Below are 1692 nucleotides of genomic sequence, written 5' to 3'. Positions count from 1 at the left end.
GCTTGGAATTGCCTTAATGGTGGCAGAGGCCTTTAGCCCGAGCTTCGGGATTTTCGGTTTGGGTGGCGTCGCCGCATTCACATTGGGCTCGATCATGCTGATGGATACCGAAGTGCCGGGTTATCAAATCGCATTGCCGTTAATTATCGGTATTAGCCTATTCTCTGTCGCTTTTATCGTTGTAACTATCTCTATGCTAGTCCGAGTGAGAAACAAGCCGGTGACTACGGGGATGGAAGCAGTTGTCGGCGACACTGGCAAAGTGGTAAGCGGCTTCCCCGGTACGGGTCGAGTATTGGTTGAAGGTGAGATCTGGCAAGCCAAATGTGCGAGTGAATTGCAAGCGGGGCAGCTTATTAGAGTGACCAAACTGACTGGGTTGTTGTTGGATGTTGAGGCGTTGCCCGAGGAGACATCATCGAAATCTAGCTAGCGCGACATGCTAGAACAAACTTGATTGAATTATTTATTGCTTAACCATCGTTACCATTAGGGGGCGGTTATGTTTATACACACTATAGGTATTGTCATTGTGCTCGTTATCTTGCTGATAGCCAGCATGTTCAGAGTGCTGCGCGAGTACGAGCGTGCAGTGGTGTTCTTCCTCGGGCGCTTTTACGGTGTGAAAGGGCCGGGCTTGATTATCATCATTCCTTTTATCCAACAAATTGTGCGAGTGGATCTACGAACTATCGTTTTGGATGTACCAACACAAGATTTGATCACACGCGATAACGTGTCGGTGAAGGTGAATGCCGTGGTGTATTTCCGAGTGCTGGATCCGAAGATGGCGATCAATAACGTAGAGAACTACCTCGAAGCGACAAGCCAACTTTCACAAACAACGCTGCGTTCGGTGCTTGGGCAACATGAGTTGGACGAGCTGTTGTCTGAGCGAGAAGAGCTTAATAGAGACTTACAAGCGATACTGGATCAACACACCGATAACTGGGGGATCAAGATTGCCAATGTCGAGATCAAGCATGTTGATCTGGATGACAGCATGGTGCGTGCTCTTGCTAAACAAGCCGAGGCGGAACGTTCTCGTCGAGCCAAGGTGATACATGCGACGGGTGAGTTAGAAGCATCTTCAAAGTTACGTGAAGCGGCCGAAGTGTTGAATCAAGCGCCCAACGCCATTCAATTGCGATATATGCAAACACTAACAGAAGTGGCGAATGAGCGAACTTCCACAATCATATTCCCAATGCCCATCGATCTGGTCGAGAAGATAACCGATCCGATTAAAGCGACACTCAATGAGGCAGCAATCAAGAAAGCGATGAAAGCCGATGAGTAATTCGCTTAAATGAAGAGCAATAAAAAAGGCTCCACAGTTGTGGAGCCTTTTAGTATTTGAATCGCTGGTTCTATTTAATGACCAATGATATTACTAGCCGTTACTTCTGCGTAGCCGCTTTCATTGGCGTAACAAACTCCGCAAGTGCTTTAAGCATTGCTTCTGGTTGTTCAACGTTGTTTTCAATGATTTTCACAACCGCTGAGCCAGAGATAGCACCTGCAGCGCCAGCTACAATCGCTTCTTTCACTTGTTCAGGAGCAGAGATACCGAAACCAAGCAGTGCTGGTGGCGCATCGAACTTGTTCAAACGGTCGAGCAGTGCCGTTACTGGCATGTTTGCTTTTGTTTCAGCACCCGTTACACCAGAACGCGAAAGTAGGTAGGTGTAA

At 47.7% G+C, this 1692-nt stretch carries 3 protein-coding genes; 2 read left to right on the top strand and 1 reads right to left on the bottom strand.

Features of this window, described 5'->3' with window-relative positions:
* Together AB4653_RS21640 and AB4653_RS21635 are read left to right on the top strand one after the other, a co-directional pair.
* Window positions 1-433, top strand: a 433-nt coding sequence (locus tag AB4653_RS21640; protein WP_372105318.1) for an NfeD family protein, incomplete at its 5' end; no start/stop codon positions are given.
* A 69-nt stretch (window positions 434-502) separates the two neighbouring features.
* Window positions 503-1300, top strand: a complete 798-nt coding sequence (locus AB4653_RS21635) for a slipin family protein (RefSeq protein ID WP_012604343.1) — start codon at window positions 503-505, stop codon at window positions 1298-1300.
* A gap of 100 nt (window positions 1301-1400) precedes the next feature.
* Here the strand turns inward: AB4653_RS21635 and AB4653_RS21630 are convergent.
* On the bottom strand, window positions 1401-1692 hold a 292-nt coding region (locus AB4653_RS21630; RefSeq protein WP_372105316.1), incomplete at its 5' end, for a tryptophan synthase subunit alpha.

The sequence above is a fragment of the Vibrio sp. 10N.222.48.A3 genome (assembly GCF_041475345.1).
GTDB classification, from domain to species: domain Bacteria; phylum Pseudomonadota; class Gammaproteobacteria; order Enterobacterales; family Vibrionaceae; genus Vibrio; species Vibrio tasmaniensis_A.
Note: the sequence above shows the minus strand (reverse complement) of the source record. Positions and strands in the feature narration are given on the sequence as shown.